Origin of the sequence: Bradyrhizobium sp. LLZ17 (genome assembly GCF_041200145.1) — a bacterium.
Lineage (GTDB): Bacteria > Pseudomonadota > Alphaproteobacteria > Rhizobiales > Xanthobacteraceae > Bradyrhizobium.
This window is the reverse complement of sequence record NZ_CP165734.1, coordinates 1,779,370-1,799,934: the sequence shown is the minus strand read 5'-3', so window position 1 is coordinate 1,799,934 and position 20,565 is coordinate 1,779,370. Positions and strand designations below refer to the sequence as shown.

General features: G+C 63.4%; 18 protein-coding genes and 4 pseudogenes. 11 read left to right on the top strand and 11 right to left on the bottom strand.

Features of this window, described 5'->3' with window-relative positions:
• Positions 1–59 precede the first annotated feature (59 nt).
• The 8 genes and pseudogenes from AB8Z38_RS09035 to AB8Z38_RS09000 all read right to left on the bottom strand — a co-directional run bounded on the left by AB8Z38_RS09035 (position 60) and on the right by AB8Z38_RS09000 (position 4,881).
• Positions 60–548: a hypothetical protein gene (locus AB8Z38_RS09035; RefSeq protein WP_369724371.1), complete on the bottom strand. Its 489-nt coding sequence runs from the start codon at positions 546–548 to the stop codon at positions 60–62.
• Between the two features lie 218 nt (positions 549–766).
• Positions 767–1,273 carry a GFA family protein gene (locus tag AB8Z38_RS09030; RefSeq protein WP_369724369.1) on the bottom strand — a complete coding sequence of 169 codons (507 nt, stop codon included), beginning with the start codon at positions 1,271–1,273 and terminating at the stop codon, positions 767–769.
• A pseudogene (locus AB8Z38_RS09025) lies at positions 1,198–2,003 on the bottom strand (SDR family NAD(P)-dependent oxidoreductase). Before AB8Z38_RS09025 ends, AB8Z38_RS09030 begins: the two are co-directional and overlap by 76 nt.
• Before the next feature lie 100 nt (positions 2,004–2,103).
• Positions 2,104–2,607, bottom strand: a complete 504-nt coding sequence (locus AB8Z38_RS09020; protein WP_369724367.1) for an SRPBCC domain-containing protein — start codon at positions 2,605–2,607, stop codon at positions 2,104–2,106.
• Positions 2,608–2,718: 111 nt separating this feature from the next.
• Positions 2,719–3,216: an SRPBCC domain-containing protein gene (locus AB8Z38_RS09015; RefSeq protein ID WP_369724366.1), complete on the bottom strand. Its 498-nt coding sequence runs from the start codon at positions 3,214–3,216 to the stop codon at positions 2,719–2,721.
• Positions 3,217–3,660: 444 nt separating this feature from the next.
• Positions 3,661–4,146 carry an isoprenylcysteine carboxylmethyltransferase family protein gene (locus tag AB8Z38_RS09010; RefSeq protein ID WP_369724364.1) on the bottom strand — a complete coding sequence of 162 codons (486 nt, stop codon included), beginning with the start codon at positions 4,144–4,146 and terminating at the stop codon, positions 3,661–3,663.
• Positions 4,143–4,331, bottom strand: a complete 189-nt coding sequence (locus AB8Z38_RS09005) for a hypothetical protein (RefSeq protein WP_369724362.1) — start codon at positions 4,329–4,331, stop codon at positions 4,143–4,145. The genes AB8Z38_RS09010 and AB8Z38_RS09005 overlap by 4 nt, the downstream gene beginning before the upstream one ends.
• Positions 4,332–4,380: 49 nt before the next feature.
• Positions 4,381–4,881 carry a peptide deformylase gene (locus AB8Z38_RS09000; RefSeq protein WP_369724360.1) on the bottom strand — a complete coding sequence of 167 codons (501 nt, stop codon included), beginning with the start codon at positions 4,879–4,881 and terminating at the stop codon, positions 4,381–4,383.
• A 184-nt stretch (positions 4,882–5,065) separates the two neighbouring features.
• On the opposite strand from AB8Z38_RS09000, the gene AB8Z38_RS08995 reads away from it, so the two are divergent.
• Both AB8Z38_RS08995 and AB8Z38_RS08990 read left to right on the top strand, forming a co-directional pair.
• On the top strand, positions 5,066–8,389 hold the full coding sequence (locus AB8Z38_RS08995) for an SNF2-related protein (protein WP_369724358.1): 3,324 nt from the start codon (positions 5,066–5,068) through the stop codon (positions 8,387–8,389).
• 276 nt (positions 8,390–8,665) lie between these two features.
• The gene (locus AB8Z38_RS08990) at positions 8,666–9,886 is read left to right on the top strand and encodes an MFS transporter (protein ID WP_369724356.1); all 1,221 of its coding nucleotides are present in this window, start codon (positions 8,666–8,668) and stop codon (positions 9,884–9,886) included.
• Between the two features lie 23 nt (positions 9,887–9,909).
• Here AB8Z38_RS08990 and AB8Z38_RS08985 read toward each other — a convergent pair whose 3' ends face one another.
• Together AB8Z38_RS08985 and AB8Z38_RS08980 are read right to left on the bottom strand one after the other, a co-directional pair.
• The gene (locus AB8Z38_RS08985) at positions 9,910–10,296 is read right to left on the bottom strand and encodes an ester cyclase (protein ID WP_369724354.1); all 387 of its coding nucleotides are present in this window, start codon (positions 10,294–10,296) and stop codon (positions 9,910–9,912) included.
• Positions 10,297–10,353: 57 nt separating this feature from the next.
• Positions 10,354–11,225, bottom strand: a pseudogene (locus AB8Z38_RS08980) (GNAT family N-acetyltransferase).
• 135 nt (positions 11,226–11,360) lie between these two features.
• Here AB8Z38_RS08980 and AB8Z38_RS08975 point away from each other — a divergent pair.
• From AB8Z38_RS08975 to AB8Z38_RS08940, 8 genes and pseudogenes are all read left to right on the top strand, one after another.
• A complete protein-coding gene (locus tag AB8Z38_RS08975; RefSeq protein WP_369724352.1) occupies positions 11,361–13,814 on the top strand; it encodes a DEAD/DEAH box helicase in 2,454 nt (817 codons plus the stop codon).
• A gap of 354 nt (positions 13,815–14,168) precedes the next feature.
• Entirely contained in the window at positions 14,169–15,320 is a 1,152-nt protein-coding gene (locus AB8Z38_RS08970) for an MFS transporter (RefSeq protein ID WP_369724350.1), read from the top strand.
• 234 nt (positions 15,321–15,554) lie between these two features.
• A pseudogene (locus tag AB8Z38_RS08965) lies at positions 15,555–15,900 on the top strand (Lin0512 family protein).
• A 5-nt stretch (positions 15,901–15,905) separates the two neighbouring features.
• A complete protein-coding gene (locus tag AB8Z38_RS08960; RefSeq protein WP_369724349.1) occupies positions 15,906–16,598 on the top strand; it encodes a GNAT family N-acetyltransferase in 693 nt (230 codons plus the stop codon).
• A 72-nt stretch (positions 16,599–16,670) separates the two neighbouring features.
• A pseudogene (locus AB8Z38_RS08955) lies at positions 16,671–17,854 on the top strand (serine hydrolase domain-containing protein).
• A gap of 26 nt (positions 17,855–17,880) precedes the next feature.
• Positions 17,881–18,546, top strand: coding sequence for a DUF429 domain-containing protein (locus tag AB8Z38_RS08950; RefSeq protein ID WP_369724347.1), 666 nt, complete (start codon positions 17,881–17,883; stop codon positions 18,544–18,546).
• A gap of 113 nt (positions 18,547–18,659) precedes the next feature.
• Positions 18,660–18,803, top strand: coding sequence for a hypothetical protein (locus tag AB8Z38_RS08945; RefSeq protein WP_369724346.1), 144 nt, complete (start codon positions 18,660–18,662; stop codon positions 18,801–18,803).
• A gap of 103 nt (positions 18,804–18,906) precedes the next feature.
• Entirely contained in the window at positions 18,907–19,611 is a 705-nt protein-coding gene (locus AB8Z38_RS08940; RefSeq protein ID WP_369724344.1) for a glutathione S-transferase family protein, read from the top strand.
• 1 nt (position 19,612) lies between these two features.
• Here the strand turns inward: AB8Z38_RS08940 and AB8Z38_RS08935 are convergent, their stop codons facing one another.
• Complete coding sequence (locus AB8Z38_RS08935) at positions 19,613–19,984, bottom strand: tRNA-binding protein (protein ID WP_369724343.1); 372 nt, start codon at positions 19,982–19,984, stop codon at positions 19,613–19,615.
• Positions 19,985–20,094: 110 nt separating this feature from the next.
• On the opposite strand from AB8Z38_RS08935, the gene AB8Z38_RS08930 reads away from it, so the two are divergent.
• A complete protein-coding gene (locus AB8Z38_RS08930) occupies positions 20,095–20,460 on the top strand; it encodes an ArsC family reductase (RefSeq protein ID WP_369726784.1) in 366 nt (121 codons plus the stop codon).
• Positions 20,461–20,565: the final 105 nt, after the last annotated feature.

Sequence of the window (20,565 nt, the reverse complement as noted above, 5' to 3'; positions counted from 1 at the left end):
TCGCTCTTCCACAAAGGAGCTGATGGGTTTCGCAGCGCTCCACCCTCCTACGCGCTGCACTATGCCGTCCCGCCTCTTGCGAAGGCGGCCTTCCATGCAGGCTTGTAGAAAACGACGCACAAAAGAACAGAATAGGGAATGGGGAATCCAACGTATATTGCGCCGAATATGATCAGCCGTACCAAGCCGTCTGTACTGATCGAACCCATGTCGTAGCTACCGATGGTCGCGATAACAGGGACGGTAAGGTAGGAAAGCGCAGACGAAAGGAACAGCAGTCCAGCGTAGACAAGGCTCAATGCGCGCGCCCACGAGCGCAGTCTGAATATTCCGGTTCCTGCGACGAGCCCGACGACTCCCGTTGCCAAAATCAGGAGACAGAACGCCAGGCGGGCTATCGGGATGTAGAAAGCGCCCAATCGCAATAACTCGGCCATGAGGTAGAGGGCGCCGAGAAGCAGGAATAACCCGTTGAGGATTCCGATGCCGCCCAAGATGACGTTGAGCACAGCTATCGCGGTCATTCCACCGGTGCGGTACGTCTCCACGCTCACCCCCTGAAGTCGAAGAACAGCAGACTGCACCGTCCGATCATCGGAACACCGATGAGCGTTTTGAGCACAGGGACCGTGCGCTTCTGTAGTCGTCGTCGCAGCACCTTCGGTTCAACCGATCGAGGATGGGCATCGCTGCGCCCCCAATCCTGCAAGCTCAATCCGGGTTTCAGCCGTCTTGTTCTCCCGACCGATTTTGGTCGCGACTCCATCTATTTCGATACCGGATGCCATTCCGGAAGTTTGGGGATCTCAGGATCGAGACGATCCCGGTCGTATCCGCGCGAGCAGAACAGCACGACGGATGGCTTGAATGTGCTGGCATCGTCCAGCGTGCCGACATAGATGCCGATGTAGTCCGGCTTTTCCTCCGGCTGGTTGTAGATCGGCGAGCCGCAATTTGGACAAAACCCCTTGCGCTTGACGGCGCCGCTGTCGGAAGTACGCGCGATTTCGCGCAGCTCGCCGGTCACCGAGACCGCGTTGCGCGCGAACACGGAGACGGAGCTGTGACCGCTTCCGGTGTCGCGTTGACAGTCGCTGCACTGGAACTGAAAACCGCGTAAGGGCGCGGCCGCGATGGTGTAATAAATTGCCTGAGGTGCGGACCCGAGCGGGCGAACGGAACAATTTGGTCGCCCTGCTACGCGACGAAACGAACGACGCCGCCATCCACCCGCAGAGCCGCGCCGGTTGTCGCCGAAGCCTGCTCCGAGCAAGCGTAGACGATCATGTTGGCCACCTCATCGGTGGTCGCGAAGCGTTGGATGAGGGTGGTGGGACGCATCGCCTTCAGGAAGCCCTGCTCGGCTGCGTGGTTCCGTTTGCTTCGGCCTGCTTGGCCATGAAGTTGCCCAGGATCTCGGAGCGGGTAGGTCCCGGCAGGACGGCGTTGACCGTGACGCCCGTGCCCGCCACCGCCTCGGCAAGCCCGCGCGAGACCGCGAGCTGAGCTGTTTTGGTCATGCCGTAGTCGAGCATTTCCTTGGGGATGTTGACTGCGGACTCGCTACTCACGAACACGACGCGGCCCCAGCCTTTCGCCACCATCCGCGGCAGGTAATGACGGGTCACGCGCACGCCACTCATGACGTTCAATTGGAAGAGGCCAAGCCAGTCCTCGTCGGGGATCTTCGCGAAGTCCTCGATGCCATTGTAGTCCCGGATGTGAGCCGTACCCAAATTGTTGACGAGGATATCGGCGTCCGGCGCTCGTGCGATCAGGGCTTCGGCACCCTCCGCTGTTGCAAGATCGGCGGCAACTCCCGAGATGTCGCTTCCGGGAAAGGCCTGCCGCATCTGCCGTACCGCATCGTTGACCCGTGCATCGCCACGGCCGTTGATGACGACCGATGCGCCGGCAAGGGCTAGTCCCTCCGCCGTGGCGCGGCCGATACCAGCGGTGGATCCGGTAATGATCGCCTTGCGGCCGTTGAAGTCGATATTCATCTCATTTATCTCCGATTGAAGAGGTGCGGCGATCATGCGCTGATCTGGACTAGACACGCGCATTGTCACCTTCGGTCGAAAGCGACTCGGACAGACAGCATCAAGCTGACGTCTTCGCGACCTCTGCCTCCGATGCGCGGGCGAGGCTTTCGACCCATTCCTGGTGATAGCGATAGAGCGCACCGGGATATTTGCGTCCGAGTTCTTCGAGGAACCACGGGCCTTGCTGCGTCTCTTCGGTCAGCACATGGCAGCCATTGGCCGTCGGTGTGATGACCCAACCGTGGTACGCGCTCGAGCCGGTCTCGTCGCCATCGACTGTCGTTGCCCACGCGAGCCTGCGGAACGGCTCGCACTCCGTCACGACCAGACTCATCGGGAATCCAACCGTCACCCGGCTGTATCTGGTTGCGAGCGCCAGTTCCGGCTCACCGGTCAGGATATGGACCTGATCTTCGGCGGGAAAGTAGCTCGACCAATTCTCGGCATCGACGAGCAGCTTCCAGACCACTTCAGGCGGCGCCTTGATGTCCATGTCGTTCAGCGCATAGATGGCCGACGTTCTGGGGTCATACTGCTTCGGCCAGTTGACATGGTCGTACATGGTTCATTTGTCCTTTTGAACAGATCCCGGGAGATCAATGACGCCCAGCTCTTGTCCCGCGCCTGCACGAGCTGACCGCCTTTCTGCGTTGATGCTGATTATCCCGGCCGTTTATCGCGTGGGAGAGTTGCCGCCCTGTGTGGCGACCTTCGCGAGATCTTCCAGAAGCTTCTGATGCGTGCGCCAAAAGATGTCGGGAGCCTGCTTCGCCAGCTCGATCCACAGTGGTCCCTGCATCGTTTCTTCGGTCCAGAGGTGAGTCCCATTTGGCGTGGGCGTGATGATCCAGGCGTGATAGGCTCTGGACTCTGGCGACGCCTTGGGGCCGCCGCCCCAGGCGATGCGCGTCATCGGTTCGAATTCCTGCACGGAGGCGTAGACGTCCTGGCCGGCCAGATTGGTTTCGAAACGTGTGCCCAGGCGCAACTGCTGATGCCCGCCCAGCAATTCGACATGTTCGACACCCGGGTAGAAGCTCGGCCAGGCGGCGGTATCCACGAGCAGCGACCAGATCGTTTCGGGAGATGCTGCGACCTCTAGCTCGTTTGTGAAATGAATCGGCGACCGGCTGGGAGTCATGTCCTGCGGCCACCTGATTGCCTCGTGCATTTCGACCTCTATTTTCTCGATTGATCTTGGTAAGGAGGCCGCCCGACCGCGAAGCAAGACGCATGCTACCGCCTCATCGTGGAATTAATTGGGGAGTGCACCACGAAGCGGTACTGCGGAATCCTCGACATCGGTTGTGCATATATGCACCGCCCGTACGAGGCCGCTTATCGAGCCAAGCGGATAACCGCTCTCGCAGGCTTGTCCATCGATCCGTTTTGGACAGCCGAGTCGTTCGTTAGGGGATAAGGTGCCGTCCGTCAGGGGACAGGGCTATCGCATATGGATTTCACAACCCGCAAGCGGGAGAGGGAGCCCACTGCCGGTACCGCCGCATCGTGCACGCCATATGCAATTGCCCTGCGTCAGGGGGGCAGAGTGAATCGAACTGGGCTGCGGGGACGGCGACCCGCCATAGAGCGCGATAGTCGCCGCCGTCGACACCTACCAGAACATCGGCACCAATCGGTAGCCCACGCGGTCGCAATAATCGTTGTAGCCGGCTAGATGGGCCAGCAGCAACGCCTCCTCGCGCATCAGTCGCCAGACGAGAACCGGGACCAGCAGTGCGGCCGGGAGGAGCCCAAACCACGAGCCACGCGCCAGAGGTATCCCCGCAGCCATGACCAGCGCACCCGAGTACATCGGGTGGCGTACGATCGCATAGGGACCAGTGACGATCACCTGCTGGCCCTCCGCGATCTCGATGGTTCCGGCAGTGAACGTGTTCTCCCGGAAGGTGAGGAAAACAATCAGGAACCCGATGGCGATTATCCCCGCACCAGCCACCGAAAGGGCGAGGCTCACGTGTGACCAGCCGAAGCGCGTGTCGAGCCCCGGTATGGCAAAGGTCGCAATGAATACGAGTCCTGCCAGCGCCTGGACGACATTCTGGATCGGATCGGGCTCAGACCCCGGTCCGGCCTTCACGCGCCGTTCCAGCAGCGCCTTGTCGTGAAGCCACAGCCAGACGGTGATCGCCGCGGCGCATCCAAAAACACTGCCAAGGTCATCCAGGCGCGGCCGACGTGCAGTGTCCCCGCCGAGCCGAATAGCACGACGGAGATGGTCGCGAAAAGGAAGACGAGTCCCGCAAAGGCGCGCACGAGCAGCATCCTGCTATCGTCGTGCTTTGGACCGCGGAATTCAAGATCGGGACCACAACTACGAGTTCCGCGACATTTTCTCGAACTTCTTCAGCAGCCGATCCCGCTTCAGCCGGGACAGCCGCTGGATCCAGAACATCCCGTCGAGCTGGTCGATCTCGTGTTGGTGGCACACCGCGCGCAAGCCGTCCGACTCCTCCGTGTTCATGTTGCCGTCGAGATCCCGATAGTTGATCCGCACGCGCGCGTGGCGCTGGACCTCGTCGTTGACGCCGGGCATCGAGACGCTGCCCTCGCGATGCATGATCACCTCGGGCGAGGCCCATTCAACCGCGGGATTGACGTAGGTCTGCGCGCCGCCTCTGGCGTCGAGCTCGAGCACGACGACGCGCAAGGGCACGCCGATATGCGGCGCGGTGATGCCGATGCCGGGCGCGGACCGCATGGTCTCGAGCAGATCCGCAGCAAGTTCGCGTAGCGCGTCGTTGAATTCGGTCACGGGGCGTGCCGGGATCGCGAGCCGGCGGTCGGGATAGCGGACGATGGGGCGGATGGTCATGCAGGCTCCTACCACTCGCCTCCGATCGATGCATCCATCCTCTCAGCGCTCTACGGCAATGACTTGACGGGTGATTCCGGCCGGCGCCGACGGGCTCTCCGCGGGCGAAGCGGATTCCGCGACTACAACGCTCCAGCCGAAACGGTTATACTAGCTGGAAAGCTGGGTCGCGGAATCGCTGCAAGTGCTCTCGGACGTTCTCAAGCGCAAAGAAATCTATACTTATTTCAGCCGCTCGGCGATGGAGAAGGCGCACGCCTATCAGGCGCAGGGCCGGGTCTCGGCGGTGGACGTCAGCGACGACCTGACACACGTCAGTTCCCAGGTGCGAGGCAGCGAGTCCAGGAATTATCGCGTCGACATCGCGTTAACGTTCGACCGTGGCAGGCTCGTCGACATGGATGGCGATTGCAGTTGTCCGATGGCCCTCAACTGCAAGCATGTCGCGGCGACCCTGCTTGAAGCGCTGAGCGGCAACGAGCCGTCGAAACTGGCTCCTGTGCCAACCCCGCAGGTAGCCAAGCCCGCTCTGGCGCAAGCGACCTCGGCTCCGCCGGTCCTCGGCGTCGAGGTCAACAGCTGGATCGACAATGTGGGCCGCGCGGTACGGAGCAGCGATGATGCCGCGGACGAGGGCCCGCGATTGCTGTATTGCCTGCAGGCGTCGGACGGCCCGATGCCCTATCTCGCGGTGTCCCTGCGATCGGTCCAGCTGCGCAAGGGTGGAGCGTATGCCGCCAACTATAGCAGTCCCAGTCCTTACGAATTCAAGCCGGACCGGGCGCCAAAATATTTCCGCGACGTCGACGTCGATATTGTGACGGAGATATCCGGCCGTTTACGCAACCACTACACTCAGGGGCCGTATTCGGAGGAGTTTCTGCGCCGGATTGTCGCGACCGGCCGCGCATTCTGGCTTGACCACAAGGGAGCGCCGTTGAGCTGGGGCGACGCGCGCGAGGGCCGGATCGAATGGCAGCCAGGGCGCGGCAAGGGTGTTGCACCGACCCTCGTCGTATCGGGAGCGGTCGCGTTGAACGCCGAACCGCCGGTCTATGTCGACGAAGCCCGCAATGTGATCGGGCCCGTCCAACTCGGCCTGCCGCCTCGGCTCGCCTGCCAGTTCCTGGCTGCGCCCTCCATTCCCCGCGCACAACTCGAAGAAGTGTCGCGCCGCCTCAGCCAGAGGCTGCCTGAGCTTCACCACGGTCTGCTGCCGGTGCCACCGGCGGCTGCAGTGCTCATCGACGAAGATCCGCGTCCCGTGCTGCGGCTGAAGCTGGGTCATGTCGGTGCAAGCTACTATTACTATCGCAACAAGAACGAACAGTCAGGCCCGGCCGGCGTGGCCAGCCTCGGCTTCCGCTACGGTGGGTTCGGCATCGATCCGAGCCAGCGAGCGAGCCGACTGGAGCTGTTCCAGGGCGGGCAGGTTTATGCGATCGTCCGTCGTCAGCCGAAGGAGAGGCAAGCGCGTAAGCGCCTCGCCGACGCGGGGCTCATCGAGGCAAGGTCGCTGCTTCCGATGCTCGATTACCGCCATGCCATGGACTTTACGCTGCGCGACCAGCACGGCTGGTTCGATTTTCTCGCTCTGCACGCCGAGCAACTGCGGTCTGAGGGATTCGAGATCCTGGTCGACGACGATTTTCCGTTCCGGCTGGCGGAGTCGTCGGGCGATTTTGACGCTGAGTTCGAGTCCAGTGGCATCGACTGGTTCGAACTGTCACTCGGCATCGAGATCGAAGGCGAGCGGCGCGATCTTGCGCCGCTGTTGGCCGCGCTGGTTTCGGCGCCCGGCTTCAGCCCCGAATCGTTGACGGCACTCGCGGACAGGGGCGAGCGTTTCCTTCTGCCTCTGGCCGACGGCCGGCATGTCGCGCTGGCTGCGGATCGCTTCCTGCCGCTCGTGCTGGCGCTGCATGGCCTCCGTATGAGCGGCGCTTTCGAGGACGCCTCCCGAAAGATCAGACTGTCGCGCGCCGACGTCGTTCCGCTGCTCGGCGTCGAGAACGAGCGCTTCGCCTTCCGGGGAGCTGACAATCTTCGCCACCTCGCGGGCCTGCTCCAGGCGCGAGGCTTGACGACGCCGGAACTGCCGCCGACCTTTCGCGCCACGCTTCGGCCCTATCAGGCGCAGGGTGTGGCATGGCTCGACCTGCTCCGCGAGAGCGGCTTGGGCGGGATCCTCGCCGACGACATGGGGCTGGGCAAGACCGTCCAGATACTGGCCTTGATCGCGCTGGAGAAAGCGCGAGGTCACTTGGCCAATCCGGTTCTGGTCGTCGCGCCGACCAGCCTGATGACGAACTGGGTCGCCGAAGCGCAGAAGTTCGCGCCGGAGCTGAAGGTCCTCGTCCTGCACGGTGCAGATCGCAAGCACAAATTTCCCACCATCGCGGAGCACGATCTTGTCCTGACCACCTATCCGCTGATCGCGCGGGATCGCGAAATCCTGCCGGCGCGGGAGTGGCACATGGCCGTGCTGGACGAGGCGCAGACGGTCAAGAATCCCGATGCCGCCACCACGCGATTTCTGCGCGAGACCAAGGCGCAGCATCGCTTCTGTCTCACGGGCACGCCGATGGAAAATCATCTCGGCGAGCTCTGGTCGATCATGAGCTTCGTCAACCCCGGGTTTCTCGGCGACAAGGCGGCCTTTGCGCGCCAGTGGCGCGCGCCGATCGAAAAGCGTGCTGACAAGGCACGGACCGCGGCGTTGGCGCAGCGGGTCAAGCCGTTTTTGCTGCGCCGTACCAAGACCGAGGTGGCTACGGACTTGCCCGCCAAGAGCGAAATCGTGGAGACCATTGCGCTGGAAGGACCGCAGCGCGATCTCTACGATTCGATACGGCTCACGATGTCGCGCAAGGTGCGCGAGGCCATCGCAAAACGCGGACTTGCCAAGAGCCACATCGTGGTGCTCGAAGCTCTGCTCCGGATGCGGCAGGCCTGTTGCGATCCGGCCTTGCTGAAACTGAACGACGGCGTCGAACGGCCGTCGGCCAAGCTCGATCGCCTGATCGACATGGTGGGGGAGCTGCTCAGCGAAGGGCGCAAGATCATCATCTTCTCCCAATTCACCTCCATGCTCGATCTGATCCGGCAGCGCCTCGACACGGCAGGGCTGCGCTACAGCATTCTCACCGGTCAAACCAGGGACCGAAAGACGGCAATCGAAACCTTTCAGGATGGCGCTGCCGAGATCTTCCTGGTCAGCCTGAAGGCGGGCGGCGTCGGCCTCAATCTCACCGCCGCCGATACCGTCGTCATTTTCGATCCGTGGTGGAATCCCGCTGTCGAGGAACAGGCGATCGATCGGGCCTATCGGATCGGACAAGACAAGGCCGTGTTCGTTTACAGGCTGGTGGCCGCCGGGACGATCGAGGAAAAGATGGACGAGCTCAAAGCCAGAAAGCGCGCGCTTGCCGACGGCCTGTTCGATCGTGATGGCGGGATCGCGTCGGTTCTCACTGAGGGGGATGTGAACGCGTTGTTCGACGCGTAGCCGTGCCTAAGTGGCAGGCGCCTTCAGCGATCGCGTTTGGGGGGATGATGACGTTGTGCCGGTGTTTTGCCCGACGAGTCAAATCGCGGCTTCACGTCATCCATGACAGGGGTCGTAAGTCATTGATCCCGCACGTGCCGGCTACTGTGCATGGGGTTGTTTTTTACGTTTTTTGTTCTGCGGGCCAAAAAAATCTTGCGGTATCGTCGGTTGCCGATGTCGGCCGCCGAAGTTCCCATTCGTCTTCCACCCAGACAGACCTGACGGGAGACCAAAATGAAACCTTCCTCTTATCGCTGGGTGATCGTCGCCGCCGGCGGCTTGCTTGGCTGCGTCGCGATCGGCGGCATGTTTTCGCTGCCAGTGTTCCTGCAGCCGATCGCCAAAGAGACGGGCTGGTCGGTGACCGGCATCTCCAGCGCGATGACGATCGGCTTTCTGGCGATGGCCTGCACCAGCATGGCCTGGGGCACCGCGACCGACCGGTTCGGGCCGCTGCCCGTGGTGCTGACGGGATCGACGGTGCTGGCGCTCAGCCTGTTCGCGGCGAGCCATGCGACGTCACTGATCGCGTTCCAGTTCGTGTTCGGGCTGCTGGTCGGAGCCTCCTGCGCCGCGATCTTCGCGCCGATGATGGCGACCGTGACCGGGTGGTTCGATACCCATCGCAGCTTAGCTGTGTCGCTGGTGTCGGCCGGCATGGGCGTGGCGCCGATGACGATGGCGCCGCTCGCGGCCTGGCTCGTCTCCAACCATGACTGGCGCACCGCGATGCAGATCGTGGCCTTGGTGGTCGGCGCCATCATGATTCCGGTGTCGCTCTTGGTGCGCCGTCCGCCGGCGCTGGCACGCGCTCCAGTCGCGCCGTCGGCGGCGGGCGCTGCGCAGGGCGAGCTGTCCGTCGGCGAGGCGCTGCGCTCGCCGCAATTCATCATCCTGCTTGCGACCAATTTCTTCTGCTGCGCCACCCATTCCGGCCCGATCATCCACACCGTCAGCTATGCCGTGAGCTGCGGCATCCCGCTGATCGCGGCGGTGACGATCTACAGCGTCGAGGGTCTTGCGGGCCTGGGCGGTCGCATCGCCTTCGGCCTGATGGGCGACCGCTTTGGCGCCAAGCGCGTGCTGGTCTCAGGGCTGCTGTTGCAGGCTTTCGGCGCCCTGGCTTATGTCTTCGCGCATCAGCTCGCGACCTTCTACACGGTCGCCGCCGTATTCGGCTTCATCTACGCCGGGACGATGCCGCTCTACGCCGTGCTGGTGCGGGAAAACTTTCCGCTTCGGATCATGGGCACGGTGATCGGCGGCACGGCGATGGCCGGCAGCCTCGGCATGGCGACTGGTCCGCTCGCCGGCGGCCTGATCTACGACGCGTTCTCGAGCTACGCCTGGCTCTATATCGGCTCCTGGGCGATGGGCCTCGGCGCCTTCCTGATGGCGATGAATTTCCGCCCGTTCGCGAAGCCACGAGAGCAGGCGGCGCCGGTCCCGGCGTGAGCGAGTGTGGTCGAGGCGCCGCGCTAGAGCTGCGCCTCGATCGCGATCTTGTCGATCACGGCCCACACCTGCCAGATCTTTCCGTCGCGGAACTCGTAGAACACGTTTTCGCAGAAGGACACGCGCCTGCCGTTGATGTCGAGCCCCAGGAATTCTCCAACCGGCGTGCAATCGAATTTCAAACGGGAGGCGAGGTGGGGCGGATCGCAGACCAGCAGCTCGATGTTGAAAAGCAGGTCCGGAACTTCGCGAAAATCCCGCTCCAGCATCGCGCGATAGCCGGACAGTCCGAGTTGTCGCGCGTTATGGGCGACATCGTCATGAACGAATTGTCCGAGCATCGCCCAGTCCTGCCGGTTCAGGCAGGCGATGTAGTTGCGATAGATATCGGCGAGGTCTGATCGGGTCACGGCGATGCTCCTGCGGCTTCGGCCATAACGCGGCAGCAGGGCAATCGACGCCGTCGCTCAGAGACGTTTTTCGAAGAACAGGTCCGGGTAGGGGTCGTCGTTGAAGCGCGGGATCTCGCGCCAGCCGCTCCGGCGGTAGAGCTGGCCGGCTTCCGCCAGCGCGCTGTTGGTGTCGAGCCGCAGCAGCCCGATGCCGAGCTCGCGCGCCGCATTCTCGGCGGTCTCCATCAGGCGCCGGCCGAGCCGCAATCCGCGGGCGGCAGTTGCGACCCACAGCCGCTTGATCTCGGCGTAGCCGTGATCGGTTCCTTTCAGCCCGACGCAGCCGATCGGCAGCGTGTCCGACATCGCGACCACGAATGTTCCGCGCGGCCGGCGCATGTCCTTGGCGTCGGGATCGCGCGACAGTGAGACGTCGAACCCCTGCTTGAAGCGGCGGCCGAGCTCGGCATAATACTCGCCGAGGCAATAGCGCGCGGCGTCGCTGCGCGGGTCCGTCTCGTCCAGCGCGATCCGGTCCTGTGTCAGTGCCGAGGCGACCAGGTCCATCGCCGCCAACAGCGCCTCGCGTTGCGAATGGCGGCCGAGGAAGCCGTCGGCTTGCGTGTTCGACAGCGCCTCGTAAGCATTGAACTCGCGCCGGCCCGCGCGCGTCAGATGGACGACGCGCCGGCGCGCATCGTCCTCCTGCGCCGCGGTCTCGATCAGCCCTTCGTCCTCGAGGCCGCGCAACAGCCGGCTCATTAGCCCGAATCGAGCCCAAGATAGTCGCGAATCTCGGCCACGTCCGAACGTCCATGCCCAATCGCGTTGAGCACGCGCGCTGCCCCCAGCGGCCGCCCGCGCCCGAGGAACGAATTGTCGAGCGCGCCCACGGCGGTGGTGACGGCACGGTTGAAGCGGCGGACGCGGGAGACGGGGTCGAGCATGATGCCTGACTTTAGTCAGGTATTTGTCTCTGTCAATTGGCCGGTGGATTTCGAACCGAAACCGGTTCTGCCGCGGTTGCGCCGGCGCTACTATCTGGTGCACCACTCATGATCTGCGCAGGACGGAAGCCCGAAATGACATCTTCAACAGGACGCGCCGCAGCACGCAAACCGGCCAAGCTGTCGCGTATGGCCGCGCCGCCAGATCTATCGCCGATCGAGTGGCAACGTGCGCTGCGCCGCCAATTCGGTCGCGAGCAATCCTTCCTGTTGGAGAATCTGGGCGTCGAACCGTTCTTCTCGGAGTTCAGGGTCACCAACCCGGCTTCGAAATCGAGCTATCGCGTAGTGGTGCGCGGCCGCGGCCCGGGCGGCAATTTCTGCTCTTGCCCGGACTATGCCACCAACGAGCTCGGCACCTGCAAGCACCTCGAGTTTACGCTTGCCCAGCTGGAAAAGAAGCGCGGCGCCAAGACGGCGTTCGCAAGAGGATACCAGCCGCCGTTCTCGGAACTCTATCTGCGCAACCAGGGGCGACGCAGCATTCATTTCCGTGCCGGAACCGATTGCCCGGCCGACGTGAAGAAGGCCGCCGTTCGCCTGTTCGATCCGGCGCGCGACGGCATTCTGGCCGAAAATCGTCTGAGCGAGCTCGACGATTTCATCGGCGCGGTGTCGAAGAGCGGGCATGAGCTGCGCGCCTATGACGATGTGCTCGATTTCGTCGCGGGACAACGGGATGCAGAGCGCCGCGCCGCGAAGCTCACCCGATTGTTTCCGCGTGGGGCAGCAGATCCCAAGCTGCATCGACTGCTGAAGGCGGACCTCTATCCGTATCAGGCTGAGGGGACATTGTTTGCGGTTCGCGCCGGCCGGGCGCTGATCGGCGACGACATGGGGTTGGGCAAGACCATCCAGGCGATTGCGGCGACCGAAATCCTGGCCCGTCACTTCGGCGTGTCGCGAGTGTTGGTGATCTGCCCGACCTCGCTCAAGTACCAGTGGCAAAGCGAGATCGCCCGGTTCTCCGGGCGAAAGGACAAGCGCGGGGCCCGCGTCATCGGCGGTGGCCGCGCGCAACGACAGAACGACTATTTGCTGGACGATTTCTGCAAGATCACAAACTACGAGAAGCTCCAGCCGGATCTGGACCTGATTGGCGCATGGTCGCCGGAACTGGTCATCGTCGATGAAGCCCAACGGGTCAAGAACTGGAATACGATCGCGGCGCGGGCGCTGAAGCGCATCGACAGCCCCTATGCGATCGTGCTTACGGGAACCCCCCTGGAGAACAAGCTCGAAGAACTGATCTCAATCGTCCAGTTCGTCGATCAGCATCGCTTGGGACCGACCTGGAAGCTGCTGAACGAACATCAGGTCGAGGATGAGACCGGCCGTGTCACGGGCTATCGAGATCTGGGTAGGATCGGCGACACTCTCGCTCCGATCATGATCCGTCGGCGCAAGTCGGAAGTGTTACGGCAATTGCCGGACCGCACCGATCAGACCATGCTGGTGCCGATGACCGGCCCACAGATGGACCTGCATCGAGAGAACGCCGACGACGTGGCCAAGATCGTGCAACGTTGGCGCAAGACCAAATTTCTCTCAGACAAGGACCAGCGCCGGCTGGCCTGCGCACTTCAGAACATGCGGATGTCCTGCAACAGCACCTACCTGCTGGATCAGGAAAGCGACCACGGCGTCAAGACCGACGAACTTGCAGCACTGCTGGATCAATTGTTTGCCGCACCGGACGCCAAAGCGGTTGTGTTTTCACAGTGGACGCGCACTCATGACATCGTGATCCGCCGCCTCGAAGCGCGCGGGATCGGTTATGTCAGTTTCCACGGCGGCATACCGTCAGAGAAGCGGCCGGAGCTGGTCCAGCGCTTCCGGGATGACCCGAACTGTCGTGTGTTCCTGTCGACGGATGCGGGCAGCACGGGTCTCAATCTCCAGCACGCCTCGACGCTGGTGAATATGGACCTGCCGTGGAATCCCGCCGTTCTCGAGCAGCGCATCGCACGCATCCATCGCCTCGGCCAGAGACGTCCGGTCCAGATCGTCAATTTCGTCGCCAAGGGGACCATCGAGGAAGGCATGCTGTCGGTCCTCGCCTTCAAGCGATCTCTGGCGGAAGGCATTCTCGACGGCGGCAGCAACGAGATCTCGCTGGGCGGGTCGCGGCTGACCCGCTTCATGAAGGGTGTCGAGAGTGTCACCGGGAGCATGGGAAGCGGCGAGGTGGTCACGAGCGCGGAGGAGGCTGGGCCGGCCGACCGCACCGGCGGTGTCGAGGCCGCGAGCGTTCCCGCAAGCGAGGCTTCGGTGTCGCAAGCCGCCGCAGAACACGCGTCGGCAGCTCACGATGCAGCTTCCGATCCCTGGCAGGCGCTGGTTCAGATGGGCGCGCAGTTTTTCGGCGCCGTGATGGACTCCCGCTCGCCAAATCATCCCTGGATCGAACGCGACCCGACCAGCGGCACCCAAAGCCTCAGAGTTCCGCTTCCGTCTCCGGAGATCGCAGACCGGCTGGCCGGCATACTCTCCACCTTGGCTACGACTTTGCGCCGCGCGGCAGGTTGACGCGCCACGATAGCCTCGAAAAACTGCGGGGCCATTGCGTGACACGTTCGCAGATCGCGGAACGAAATCGAATCATGGAGACGGCGCGGCCTGCGGCACCTTGATGTTGGCGAACGGCACCCTCGAGGCGCATCTCGGTTGGCAGTGATGGTGCGGTCGACCGCGATCTCGCGACAAATCGTGACGTGGGACGACACCGCCCGCCCCGAATTCGCCGCAGCGAACTGTCACTGCACGGCAGAGGCCGCGAGCGGGTAAGTGTTTGTGCCCTTATGGCTCACCGCCCGCGCCTGGGCGTTACCTTGCTCTTGACCACCACCCTCCGCCTGCAGCCAATTTCCGGAGTTTCCACCGATGTCCTCTGCCGATCGCCCGGCAACCCGGCTGGCGACCCGCCTTTCGTTTCTCGTCGCCGGCTTTGGCATCGCCTGTTGGGCCCCGCTGGTGCCATTCGCGATGCAACGGCTGGGGGTCGATGACGGTGTGCTTGGTCTGCTCTTGCTCTGCCTAGGCATTGGCTCGGTCGTGGCGATGCTGCTGACGGGTGCGCTGAGCGCGCGCTACGGCAGCAAGCCGATCATTCTTGTGGGCGGCATCGGCCTGGCCTTCATCCTCCCGTCGCTCACGCTTGCGAGCACCCCCTGGACACTGGGCCTGGCGCTGTTCGCGTTTGGCGCCGCGCTCGGCTCGATCGACGTCGCCATGAATATCCATGCCGTCGAGGTCGAGCGCGCAGCGGCACGTCCCCTGATGTCCGGCTTTCACGCGCTATTCAGCGTCGGTGGTTTTGCCGGATCCGCGGTGATGACCGCGCTGCTGTCGCTGCAAATCGGCGCCTTCGCGGGCAGCCTGATTTGCGCGATGCTGATGCTGATCACCATGGGGCTGGCCTGGCCGCGGTTGCTGGCGAGGGTGCAGGTGCAGGAGGGGCCGCTGTTCGTCCTGCCGCACGGCATCGTGTTGCTGTTGGCCGCGCTCGCCGCGACCACCTTCCTGGTGGAGGGCGCCATGCTGGACTGGGGTGCGCTGCTCGTGGTCGGCCGCGGCCTGGTGCCGGACGCGCAGGGCGGCCTCGGCTACATGCTGTTCTCGATTGCGATGACCGCAGGCCGCCTCGGTGGTGACGCGGTCACCGCGCGGATCGGCGACCGCAGGACGCTCCTCTGGGGCAGCCTGCTCGCAATCATGGGGTTTGTCGTGCTGCTCGCCGCGCCGATCGCCGCCATCGCGATGGCCGGCTTTCTGCTGATCGGCGCGGGTGCGTCCAATCTCGTGCCGGTGCTGTTTCGGCGCGCGGGCGCACAGACCGCGATGCCGGCAGGGCTCGCGGTCGCTGCGATCACCACGGCAGGCTATGCCGGCGTCCTTGTCGGACCTGCCGGCATCGGGCTGATCGCAAATATCGTCAGCCTGCCGGTCGCCTTCGCCATGCTTGCCATGCTGCTCGGTGTCGTCACGCTATCGGCACGCGCCGTCGCCAACAGCCAAGGTGTTCAACGAACCTGAGCCCTCGCAGGGCGCGGGAGGAATCGAAAATGTGATTTGATGAGGCGAAACGATTTCCACATCGTCAGTGCGAGCGCAGCGAAGCAATCCAGTCTGTCGCCGCGGAAAGATCCTTCGCTGCGCTCGCAATGACGGAGCTCTCGGCGAGAACCGCTTGCCGAGATCTGAGCCGCACTTGTGTCGCGATCCGCGATCGCCGACATTCGAACAATCAATCAACCACGGGAATATGACATGACTCGCGTTCGCTGTATCACCGAAATGGGCATGGGCGTCGACGTTCACGGCAGGGACGCCACCAAAGCGGCCAAGCGTGCGGTGTCGGATGCGATCAGGCATTCGAGCCTCGGGTTTTTCCGGATGATCGGCAAGACCGCGAACGATATGTTCGTCGATGTCACGATCGCAGTGCCGAACCCCGAGGCCGTCGACAAGGAAGCCGTCGCCAAGGAGCTGCCTACGGCACCGTGACCGTCAACGCGGTCAAGGGCGGGCTCGAGATTCCTCGGCCACGGAGCAGGCCAACGACCCCATCCTGATCGCCAACGCTGCCGTCATCGTCAGCTTCGACAAGGACTAGAACCGATGTCGGATCGTGATGAGCGGCTGCTGGATCGCCCGATCTGGAGTGCGCTGACGACGCGCCAGAAAAGCCTGGCGGAGGGCGGCCCACGCGCGCTGCGCTATCCCGTCGCGATGACGCCGTTCGCCGATATGGTCGACATGTCCGCCGCAAGCTTCGCCGCGCTCGGCGACCTCCTGTCGGGCTCGCAGGTCGCCGCGCTGTTCACGCCGGAGCCCGTCAACGTTCCCGCGGGCTTCAAGGTCGTGCTCGCGGAGAGCGGCGAGCAGATGATTGGCTCGCCGGCCGATAGTCCGCTTCGCGATGCTACGATTGTGACGCTCGGCGCAGCCGACGTTCCCGCCATGATGGCGTTGACCGAGCTGACCAAGCCCGGCCCGTTTGCCGCTCGCACGCACGAACTCGGCACGTTCCTCGGCATCCGCGCCGGCGGCGAGCTGGTCGCGATGACCGGCGAACGGATGAAGCCCGGCAATTTCACCGAGATGACAGCGGTCTGTGTGCATCCCGCATATCGCGGCCGCGGCTACGCGCAGGCGTTGCTCGCGGCCGTGGCGCGCCAGATCGAGGCGCGCGGCGAAATTCCAATCCTGCACGTGTTTTCGAGCAACGCCTCCGCGATCGCGCTGTATCAGCGGCAGGGGATGAAAATCCGGCGCCGCCTGTACGTGACCGCGCTAATGAAAGAGGGATGAGCGCCAATCACCGGGCTTCATATCCGGTGATTTTGCGCTATACCCCATCTCAACGACAATTCGGGGAAACACATGGACGCCAGGACGACCGATTTTTCCGCCGTGCGGACGGCAATGCAGCGCTACGTCGATCAGGAGATCATTCCGGGCGCGTCCTGGGCGGTGTTGCGCGGCCATGAGGTCGTCGATCAGCAATGCGTCGGCTTCGCCGATCGCGAGGTCAACGTTGCGCTCCGATCCGACCATATTTTTCGGGCATTTTCCAACACCAAGATATTCGTCACCTGCGCGATCATGCTGCTGGTCGAGGAAGGCCGCATCCGGGTCGATGACGCCGTTGAAAAATTCCTGCCCCAACTCGGTGGTCGCAAGGTGCTGAAGCAGGGCGCTGTGAGCCTTGCCGATGTCGAGCCGGCGAAAAGCCCGATCACGATCCGGCAGCTGCTGACCCACACCTCGGGCCTTAGCTACGGTTTCTTCGATCCAGGGACGGTCCTTTTCAAAGCCTACAACGAAGCACGCGTGCTCAATCCGCTGACGCCGCTGACCGACATGATCGACCAGCTCGCCGACCTGCCGCTGTCCTATCACCCCGGCACGAGCTGGGAATATTCGGTTGCGACAGACGTGCTCGGGCGTGTCGTCGAGGTCGTCTCGGGCAAGTCGCTGGATGCTTTCCTCAAGATGCGCATCTTCGATCCGCTCGGAATGACCGATACCGACTTTTCAGTGCCAGAGGCGGAGCAGGGCAGGCTGGTCGCCCTCTACAATGGCGCCGACGTGCTCGATCCGATGAAGCCCGGGCTGACGCGCGCCGACGATGTGCCTTATCCGCAAGCCTATCGGCGGCCGTTCCCGCGGCTGTCAGGTGGCGGCGGACTGGTTTCGACCCTGCCGGACATGCTGGCGCTGGTGCGCGCGCTGTTGCCCGGTTCGGACGCGCTCCTGAAGCCGGACACGCTGCGGCAGATGATGACGAACCAGCTGCCGGCAGGCGAGGTCATTCGCTTCGCCACTCTCGGGCCGATCCCCGGCAAGGGCTTTGGTCTCGGCGGCGCCGTCACCTTCGCGCCGACGCCCTTTGATCCCCCGAATTCGACTGGCGAATTCCAATGGGGCGGCCTTGCCGGCACGCATTGGTGGATCTGCCCGCAGGCCAATACAGCCGGTGTGCTGATGGCCCAGCGCTACATGGGTTACTGGATCCCTTCTTCTTCGAGTTCAAGCGGCTGGCCTATCAAGCGGTTGGGGGCTGATGCATAGGGAGGCCGGTCGGCGATCCGTGCCAACCTATCTCGGCCTCGACGGCCTCCGCTTCGGCTGGGTCGCAGCCTGGATCGATGATCATGGTCGGCATGGCTTCGATTATTCGCCCGGCCTCACGCGTCTGCTCGCGATACCGCATGCGCGCGGGATGATCGACATGCCGATCGGATTGCGCGCGAACGGCTACCGCGCGTGCGACTTGCGCGGCCGCGAGCTGGTCGGCACCGCCGTGTTTCTCGGCGCGCGCCGCGATCTCTGGACGTTTGCCGACATGGCCGCCGCCAACAGGCATTACTGGAAGAGCGAGGGCAAGGGCCGGGGCGTGTCGGCTCAACTCTGGAACATCAGGGACAAGATCAGGGAAGTCGACGAGATCATGACGCCGGCGCGGCAGGCGATCGTCGGAGAAGCGCATCCCGAATTGATCTTCTGGAATCTGGCAGGGCGCGCCCGGCTCGCAAGGAAGACGTCAGCGCAAGGCCGCCAGCAGCGCATCGCGCTTCTGGAGCAGCGCGGCTTCACGCGCCTGCCGGAATGGCTGACGCAGCGCCACGGCACCGGCATCGGGCGTGACGATCTCATTGACGCCTGTGCCTGCGCGGTCGCGGCGCGCGACAGCACGCAGCGGCTCGGCGAGGACCAGATCGATCCGCGCGGACTGCGGATGGAGATCCACTATTGAGCTCCGGCCGACGAGTCGAAATTCGGGAATATGTGGCAATTTATTTGAGGTGTGAAGGAACCGGCGATGGTCGGGCGGCGTTTCCCGTGCGAACCGCATAGAGAAGTCCCGCGATGAATGATGCCAGTCAATTCGCGACCGCGATGCTCGCGCTCGTTTTCGCCGGAGCACTGCTCGTCACCGGGCAGCTCTTCACCGAGCAACGCGCGCAACGCGATGTCATCTATTCCACCAGTCATCTGCTGCGGCCATTGTAACGCGGACTCCGCGTGGCGAGATCGTGCGACGGCTGCCCGGCCTTGCGTCATTCGTCCGCTCTCCTAGATTAGGCGACATCTGACGCACCAAGCCGGGGTCCCGATGTCCGATCTCTCCGCCTTTCCCATCACCAAGCGCTGGCCGGCCAAACATCCGGAGTTGCTTCAGCTCTATTCCCTGCCGACGCCGAACGGCGTCAAGGTTTCGATTATGCTGGAGGAGATCGGGCTTCCTTACGAGGTCCATCTCGTCGATTTCGGCAAGGACGACCAGAAGACGCCCGAATTTCTCTCGCTTAATCCGAACGGCAAGATCCCGGCGATCCTCGATCCCAACGGTCCCGGCGGCAAGCCGCTGCCGCTGTTCGAGTCCGGGGCGATCCTGCAATACCTTGCGGAAAAGACCGGCAAGCTTTTGCCGCAGGATGCCGCGCGCCGCTACCAGACCATCCAGTGGCTGCATTTCCAGATGGGTGGGATCGGGCCGATGTTCGGCCAGGTCGGCTTCTTCCACAAATTCGCCGGCAAGGATTTTGAGGACAAGCGGCCGCTTGAGCGTTACGCGGGCGAATCGAAGCGCCTGCTCGGTGTGATGGAGACGCATCTCTCCGGCCGCCAATGGTTCATGGACCACGACTACACCATCGCCGACATTTCCATGCTCGGCTGGGTGCGCAATCTCGTCGGCTTCTACGGCGCCGGCGATCTCGTCGAATTCAGCCAGTTCAAGTCGGTCGCGGCCTGGCTCGAACGCGGCCTCGCACGTCCCGCCGTGCAGCGCGGGCTGAACATTCCGAAGCGGCCGTGAGCTAGAACAGGCGTCCGCCGTTCGGCACGGGCTTGCCTGGCTGCACCAGCACGACCTTGCCGTCGGCATCGGGGAAACCGAGCGTCAGCACCTCCGAGACGACCGGGCCGATCTGGCGCGGCGGGAAATTGACGACGGCGGCGACCTGTTGCCCCACCAGCGTCTCGATCGGGTGATTTTCTGTGATCTGCGCCGAGCTCTTGCGCACACCGATGGCCGGGCCGAAATCGATCCACAGCCGCCACGCCGGCTTGCGAGCCTCCGGAAACGGCTTTGCATCGACGATGGTGCCGACGCGGATATCGACCGCAAGAAAGCTGTTGAAGTCGATGGTCGGCGAGGAGGCCGCGGCGGGGTCGTGAGTGACGTGCATGATGTGTCCGTTCAGGGAGTTGGAAATCTCGCTCGCAATATTGTCGCGTGAACTGGAGTTTCGTACAACGCCGCGGCCACAGCATCACACGACGCATGCGCGAGGACGTCTTGCCCAACATCATCTACGGCATCAAGAACTGCGACACCATGAAGAAGGCGCGCGCCTGGCTCGACACGCATGGCGTCGCCTATCAGTTCCACGACTACAAGGCCGCGGGCGTGGAGAAGGACAAGCTCAAGCAATGGAGCGAGAAGCTCGGCTGGGAGACGCTGCTCAATCGCGCCGGCACCACCTTCAAGAAGCTGCCCGATGCGGACAAGGAAGGCCTGACCGAGAAGAAGGCGCTGGCGTTGATGCTAGCGCAACCATCGATGATCAAGCGACCTGTGCTCGAAATCGGCGGCAAGCTCCTGGTCGGCTTCAAGCCGGATATTTACGACAAGGAAGTCGGCGTCAAAGCGCGCAAGAGCTAGTACAGCTCGATCGGTGACGGCGCCGCGACCGGCTGGAGAACGCGACCGATGCGGCGCGCGCGAAATTTTCGATGAAGGCTGGCGCGCGGGAGCAAACACCGTTAT

Excerpts from the sequence above, each read along its gene's own strand:
- AB8Z38_RS08945 (WP_369724346.1), top strand. The coding sequence starts at position 18,660 with ATGAATGATGCCAGTCAATTCGCGACCGCGATGCTCGCGCTCGTTTTC.
- AB8Z38_RS09020 (WP_369724367.1), bottom strand. The coding sequence starts at position 2,607 with ATGTACGACCATGTCAACTGGCCGAAGCAGTATGACCCCAGAACGTCG.
- AB8Z38_RS09005 (WP_369724362.1), bottom strand. The coding sequence starts at position 4,331 with ATGCTGCTCGTGCGCGCCTTTGCGGGACTCGTCTTCCTTTTCGCGACC.
- AB8Z38_RS08960 (WP_369724349.1), top strand. The coding sequence starts at position 15,906 with ATGTCGGATCGTGATGAGCGGCTGCTGGATCGCCCGATCTGGAGTGCG.
- AB8Z38_RS08940 (WP_369724344.1), top strand. The coding sequence starts at position 18,907 with ATGTCCGATCTCTCCGCCTTTCCCATCACCAAGCGCTGGCCGGCCAAA.
- AB8Z38_RS08975 (WP_369724352.1), top strand. The coding sequence starts at position 11,361 with ATGACATCTTCAACAGGACGCGCCGCAGCACGCAAACCGGCCAAGCTG.
- AB8Z38_RS08970 (WP_369724350.1), top strand. The coding sequence starts at position 14,169 with ATGTCCTCTGCCGATCGCCCGGCAACCCGGCTGGCGACCCGCCTTTCG.
- AB8Z38_RS08935 (WP_369724343.1), bottom strand. The coding sequence starts at position 19,984 with ATGCACGTCACTCACGACCCCGCCGCGGCCTCCTCGCCGACCATCGAC.
- AB8Z38_RS08990 (WP_369724356.1), top strand. The coding sequence starts at position 8,666 with ATGAAACCTTCCTCTTATCGCTGGGTGATCGTCGCCGCCGGCGGCTTG.
- AB8Z38_RS09015 (WP_369724366.1), bottom strand. The coding sequence starts at position 3,216 with ATGCACGAGGCAATCAGGTGGCCGCAGGACATGACTCCCAGCCGGTCG.
- AB8Z38_RS09000 (WP_369724360.1), bottom strand. The coding sequence starts at position 4,881 with ATGACCATCCGCCCCATCGTCCGCTATCCCGACCGCCGGCTCGCGATC.